Raw genomic sequence first — 6,121 nt, forward strand, 5'->3', positions numbered from 1 at the left:
AGGCTGAAGGCTGTTGTCATGTCTTCTGCCGCCGTTTTCGTGCTTGCCGCCGCCATGCCTGCCCTCGCCCAGGCTCCGGCCCGTCAAGCCGCCGCTCAGGTTCACACCATCCGTATCGAGGCACAGGCGCTGGACCGTGCGGTCGTCGCTCTGGCCGAACAGACGGGCACGGTGATCGTCGCCACAGGCGTGACGCTGGATAGCCGTCGTTCCGCTGTCCTGACCGGATCAATGACCGCAGCGGAAGCGCTGGGCCGTCTTTTGGAAGGCACCAATCTGACGTTTCGGCGCGACCCGAACGGTGCCTTTGTTATCGTTTCAGCAGAGGCGCGGGCCGAGACGACCCAGATCGGCGACGTGGTCGTCACCGCCCGCTTTGATCCGCTAAGCCGCCTTCAGAAGGGCGCGACCGACAGCTTCACCGGGCTGGATCGTTCGCTGCTGGAGACGCCGCGTTCGGCCTCGCGCGTCAGTTCGGACACCATCGCCCGCTATGGGATGGAGAATGTCGACGATCTGGTCGCCGCCGTGCCGGGTGCCTATACGGCCAGCTTCTTCGGCGTGCCGGGCAATCTGAACGTGCGCGGCACCCTGGCTGACACCTATTTTCAGGGCTTCAAGCGGATCGAGAACCGCGGCAGCTTTTCGTCCAATCTGGGGGCCGCCGCATATGTCGAGGTGCTGCGCGGGCCGTCCTCGCCCATCTATGGTCCCGGCAAGGTCGGCGGCCTGCTGAACTTTGTGCCCAAGTCGGCGCGCGGCGTCGATGCGCGCTATGCTGATGAGATGAGCGGCGGCGTCAACGTCACCGTCGGCTCCTACGGACGGCGCAATGCGGCCGCGGATCTGGTGGTGCCGGTCGGCGAAGGCGGCATCGCACTGTATGTCGAGCGCGAGGACTCCGACTCCTATTATCGCAATATACACCCCGAGCACCTAAACCTTCAGGCCACCTATGTCGGCGATTTCGGCGACGGCTGGTCGGGCGAGGTCAATCTGATGCATTTCGAGGAATCGGGCCGCATCCAGTCGCCGGGCTGGAACCGGGTGACGCAGAACCTGATCGACAACGGCGTCTACATCACTGGGCGCGACACCGATCTAGTCGATCTGGATGGCTCGGGCATGATCGAATACAGCGAGATCGACGCCGCTTTCGGATCGTGGGGCGGGACATCCAACATTCGCCAGATCAAAGAATACGGCGGCAAGAACAATCCGAAATTCGCCCTCGATGAAGGCGTCGGCACGACCCGCTTAAGCCGCCGCAACGTCATGGCGGATGACGCCGACTATAACGACAGCCGCACCTTCACCGCTTATGCGGGGTTGCAGAAGGAAATGGCGAACGGCTCGGTGCTGGCTTTCAAAGCCTTCATGGACGACATCGAGAACCAGCGCTTCACCAGCTTCGGCTTCGCCGCCGACTATGATGCCCGCGCCCTCGAAGGTCGCGTGACCTACAGCTTCCCCTCGCGCTTAGGCCAGCATGTCAGCGCCGACACCATCATCGGCGCCGGTTATCGCGACCACACGGCAAAGCAGTATGAAAGCTTCCTGTCCGGCTACATCGCCCTGAACCGCCGTGACCTGTCACGCGGATCGACGGCGAGTGATCGCATCGCCGCCCCTCTGATGAAGAACGGCGTGCAGATGTGGGACTCGCGGCACGAAATGGAGTGGAACAGCCGCTCGGTCTTCGCCATGAGCGACATCACCGTGTTTGACCGTTTCAGCATCCTGGCCGGGCTGCGCTGGGACGATTACGATGTGAAAGCGATCAACAAGGGCGAGACAGTCTTCGGTCTGAAGAACACATGGGTGGAGAATAGCAAGGACGCCGTCACTTGGTCGCTGTCCGCTCGTTATGAGACTCCGTGGGGTCTGACCCCCTATGTCACCTTCGCCGAGCCGCGCTCGCTGGAATCGACCCAGACCGGCGGCGTGTCGGTCGGTACGGTAACGAGTAACCTGTTCATCTCGCCATCGGAGTTGAAGGAGGCCGGGGTCAAGTTCTCACTCCTCGGCGGTGCCCTGTTTGGCGGTGCCGCCTATTATGAACAGTTCCGTCGCCAGACCGATATCATGGGCAATGTCAGCGGCACCACCTCGGACGGTTTCGAACTGGAAGCTCACTGGCTGGCCACAGACAAGCTCAGCTTCACCACGGCATTGACGCTGCAGGAGACGCGCGTGGATGCGCCCGGCAAGGGCAAGGGCGAATATCTGGAGTTGCGCCCCGAACAGTTTGGTCTGGATCCCGCCTCGGCCTATGGCGGCACCTTTGCGGTGAACAACGCCGGCACCTTTGCCGAACTGGCGGGGGGTTATGTGGTCCGCACTATGCCGGACAAGGTGTTCAGCCTGTTCGGTGCCTATACGACCGAGCCGTTCAGTCTGATGGGAACGGAAGCCAGCGCGGGCTTCACCGCCGGGGCCACCTATGTCTCGGAAACGGGCGGTATTTTCGAGAACAGCCTGCGTCTGCCTGCCTATACCGTGGCCAAGGCGGCAGCCTATGTGAAGGTGCGCAACGTCACCGTCTCGGCCAATATTGATAACCTATTCGACGAGGAATACTTCACTCCGTCGGCCGAGGTTTACAAGGAAGTCGCCGTCATGCCCGGCCTGCCGCGCATGTTCCGGATCAATCTGGCCTATCGTTTCTAAGGTCCATTTCTTTCCGGCGGCCGGAACACTGGCCGCCGGAATGCTTTTGCGTCGTCTGCACGGCGCATCTGTTACTTAGAGTGTGTTCGATGACGCAAAATCTTCGCTTTTCGCGCCGCAGTGCTTTGGGCCTGATGACGGGCGGAGCGGCACTGGTTGGTCCGACTGTTGCACGCGCAACCGTTGATCCGGCACGCTTCACCCATGGTGTAGCAGCGGGAGATCCACTGCAAAACGGCTTCGTGATCTGGACCCGCGCGATTGGTAACGGCGCGACAGTCTTACTTCGCTGGGAGGTCGCGGATGACGCGAGCTTCAGACGTATCATCCAGTCTGGAACGGTGCAGGCAACCGCCGCCCGCGATCACACCGCCAAGATCGATGTAACGGGCCTGCACGCCGGTCGTGAATACTTCTATCGCTTCCACAGCGCCGATACCTCGTCGACAGTCGGGCGCGCCCGCACGCTCCCGAACGGCGATGTCGAGCGAGCGCGGCTGGCGGTAGTGTCCTGCTCCCACTACGGCTTCGGCTATTTCAACGCCTATCGCGCCATCGCCGATCTGGAAGAGCCGGTGGACGCCGTCGTGCATCTGGGCGACTATATTTATGAATACGGCGTCGACGGCTATGGGGGACCGGAAAGCCGCGCCTTGGGTCGCGAGCATGATCCGGCGCACGAGATCGTCACCCTAGACGACTACCGTCGTCGCTTCGCCCAGTATCGCGCCGACCCCGACCTTCAAGCCGCCCACGCCCGCGCCGCCTTCATCACCATCTGGGACGATCACGAGACAGCAAACAACAGCTGGATGAGCGGATCGTCCGCCCATGACGGAGATACGGAAGGCCCGTGGGACAGCCGTCGCGATGCAGCGATCCAGGCCTATTTCGAATGGTTACCCATGCGCGATCCGCCGCCTCGGCGTCCGGCCCATGTGCTGAACCGCGTCTATGATTTCGGCGACCTGCTGTCGTTGATCGCGGTGGAGACGCGCCTGACCGGCCGCACCAAGGCCCCCAGCGCCTCACGCGATATGATCTTCGACGCCGAAGGCCACCCCGACCCTGCTCGCTTTGAGAGCGAGGTGCTGAACCGCCCCGAGCGCTCGATGATGGGCGCAGCGCAGGAGGTGTGGCTAGAAGATGCCCTGACGGCCTCGGTCCAGCGCGGAACGGCTTGGCAAGTTCTGGCCAATCAAGTGATCGTGGCCCGAATGCGGGCACCGGACTTCATGTCCATTATGCCGGATGACATGCTGCAAGATGCAATCTCGCGTGCCGGATCACGTCGCTGGCTGGAAAGCACGCGCCTTAGTTTACCGATCAATCTGGATGCGTGGGATGGTTATCCAGCGGCGCGCCTTCGCCTGTATGACGCCGCCCGACGCAGTGGCGCAAATCTGGCCGTTCTCAGCGGCGATACGCACATGTTCTGGGGCAACCGTTTGCACGACCCACGCGACGAAGCTTTCGTCGGCGTCGAGTTCGGAACCGGCAGCGTCACCTCGCCCGGGGGGTATGAAACCATCAGTGCAGATCTTCGCATCTATGAGATCGCGGAAACAGCACTGGTCGCCAAGAACCCCGATGTCCGCTTCGCCCACGTCCGAGATCATGGTTTCCTTATCGTCGAGATCAGCAAAGCGAAACTGACGTGCAGTTATTATCAAATTGCTGACATCAAGACCCGTGACACCGGCACGCACTGTTTCGCGCAGATTACGGTGGACCGCCACGGTGCATTTCAAGTGCGAAAGACTGATGAAAGACACGTTCCTCGCCGCATTGGGCGAGGCGTTTGATCCGCGCCCGTTCCACGACACGATACTGGGTATCGGAGCCGTTCCCCTCACGACACTGGAAGAACACATGGACCGGTATGTGGCGGAAGCTTTGGCCAAGACGAATGGCCAGTAATTAAAGCCCGCTGTCGATGATTATCGGCAGCGGGTTCTTTGTATTTGCGCGCAGCCCTTTCGGCATTTTCGCTGGCCTCGCATAGTGCCGCCTGAGACGTCCGCTGAGCGGCAAGGGGCCATTCGCAGGTCTATGGTCCGGCGGCATGCGAGTTCGCGGTGTGCGAGGCTGTGGCGGGAGGGTTTTTGTGCGGTGTTTTGCGCTGCGGCCCAGACAGCAAAAAGCCCCCTGCGGTTGAACGAGGGGCTGTTTGGGGAGTTTGGGTGCGGGAGTAGGATTTGAACCTACGACCTTCAGGTTATGAGCCTGACGAGCTACCGGGCTGCTCCATCCCGCGGCAAACGGTAGGGTTTAGGAAGGGGTTCGAGACACATCTTTATATACTTGGTAGACCCGGCGACGACCTACTCTCCCGCGCCTTGAGACGAAGTACCATCGGCTCTGGAGACCTTAACGACCGAGTTCGGAATGGGATCGGGTGGGGAATCTCCGACAAAGTCACCGGGTCAACCAAGTATATAAGGATGAGAAGAAATCGTATTGTTAATGCATAGTAGAACTATGGGTTTTGCTGAGAAACGATCAAGCCGATCGGATTATTAGTACCAGTAAGCTTCACACGTCACCGCGCTTCCACACCTGGCCTATCAACGTGGTAGTCTTCCACGATCCTCAGCGAAGCCTTGTTTTGAGGTTAGTTTCCCGCTTAGATGCTTTCAGCGGTTATCTATTCCATACTTAGCTACCCTGCTGCGCGGCTGGCGCCACGACAGGTCCACCAGAGGTATGTCCATCCCGGTCCTCTCGTACTAGGGACAGATCCTCTCAAGCTTCGAACACCCACGGCAGATAGGGACCAAACTGTCTCACGACGTTCTGAACCCAGCTCACGTACCTCTTTAAATGGCGAACAGCCATACCCTTGGGACCTGCTCCAGCCCCAGGATGAGATGAGCCGACATCGAGGTGCCAAACTTTGCCGTCGATATGGACTCTTGGGCAAAATCAGCCTGTTATCCCTAGAGTACCTTTTATCCGTTGAGCGATGGCCCTTCCACGCGGGACCACCGGATCACTATGGCCGACTTTCGTCTCTGCTCGACTTGTCAGTCTCGCAGTCAGGCGGGCTTATGCCATTGCACTCGACGACCGATTTCCGACCGGTCTGAGCCCACCATCGCGCGCCTCCGTTACACTTTAGGAGGCGACCGCCCCAGTCAAACTACCCACCACGCCATGTCCCGGGACCGGATAACGGCCCTCGGTTAGACGTCAACGACAGTAAGGGTGGTATTTCAAGGATGGCTCCACCAGAGCTGGCGCCCCGGCTTCATAGCCTCCCACCTATCCTACACATACGGTCGCTAACGCCAAGGCGAAGCTATAGTAAAGGTTCATAGGGTCTTTCCGTCTGACCGCGGGAACCCCGCATCTTCACGGGGAATTCAATTTCACTGAGCCTGTGCTGGAGACAGTGGGGAAGTCGTTACGCCATTCGTGCAGGTCGGAACTTACCCGACAAGGAATTTCG

The 6,121-nt window shown here is 60.2% G+C and carries 3 protein-coding genes, 1 tRNA gene and 2 rRNA genes (1 of these 6 cut by a window edge); 3 read left to right on the forward strand and 3 right to left on the reverse strand.

Annotated elements, in window-relative coordinates:
• Positions 1-18 precede the first annotated feature (18 nt).
• From WEU32_RS13515 to WEU32_RS13525, 3 genes are all read left to right on the forward strand, one after another.
• Positions 19-2,670, forward strand: coding sequence for a TonB-dependent siderophore receptor (locus WEU32_RS13515; protein ID WP_406852255.1), 2,652 nt, complete (start codon positions 19-21; stop codon positions 2,668-2,670).
• Between the two features lie 89 nt (positions 2,671-2,759).
• A complete protein-coding gene (locus tag WEU32_RS13520) occupies positions 2,760-4,475 on the forward strand; it encodes an alkaline phosphatase D family protein (RefSeq protein WP_406852256.1) in 1,716 nt (571 codons plus the stop codon).
• The gene (locus tag WEU32_RS13525; protein ID WP_406852257.1) at positions 4,435-4,590 is read left to right on the forward strand and encodes a hypothetical protein; all 156 of its coding nucleotides are present in this window, start codon (positions 4,435-4,437) and stop codon (positions 4,588-4,590) included. Before WEU32_RS13520 ends, WEU32_RS13525 begins: the two co-directional genes overlap by 41 nt.
• A 260-nt stretch (positions 4,591-4,850) precedes the next feature.
• Here the strand turns inward: WEU32_RS13525 and WEU32_RS13530 are convergent.
• The 3 genes from WEU32_RS13530 to WEU32_RS13540 form a co-directional block, all read right to left on the reverse strand.
• Positions 4,851-4,927: transfer RNA gene (locus tag WEU32_RS13530), tRNA-Met, on the reverse strand.
• Positions 4,928-4,981: 54 nt separating this feature from the next.
• Positions 4,982-5,096: ribosomal RNA gene (gene rrf / locus WEU32_RS13535) — 5S ribosomal RNA — on the reverse strand.
• Positions 5,097-5,168: 72 nt separating this feature from the next.
• Positions 5,169-6,121: ribosomal RNA gene (locus WEU32_RS13540) — 23S ribosomal RNA — on the reverse strand; it runs 1,825 nt beyond the window's last position.

The sequence above is a fragment of the Brevundimonas sp. BH3 genome, from assembly GCF_045345115.1.
Classification (GTDB): Bacteria; Pseudomonadota; Alphaproteobacteria; order Caulobacterales; family Caulobacteraceae; genus Brevundimonas.

Bases quoted from the DNA above. Each gene is read 5' to 3' on its own strand.
- WEU32_RS13515 (WP_406852255.1), top strand. From the start codon at position 19: ATGTCTTCTGCCGCCGTTTTCGTGCTTGCCGCCGCCATGCCTGCCCTC.
- WEU32_RS13525 (WP_406852257.1), top strand. From the start codon at position 4,435: ATGAAAGACACGTTCCTCGCCGCATTGGGCGAGGCGTTTGATCCGCGC.
- WEU32_RS13520 (WP_406852256.1), top strand. From the start codon at position 2,760: ATGACGCAAAATCTTCGCTTTTCGCGCCGCAGTGCTTTGGGCCTGATG.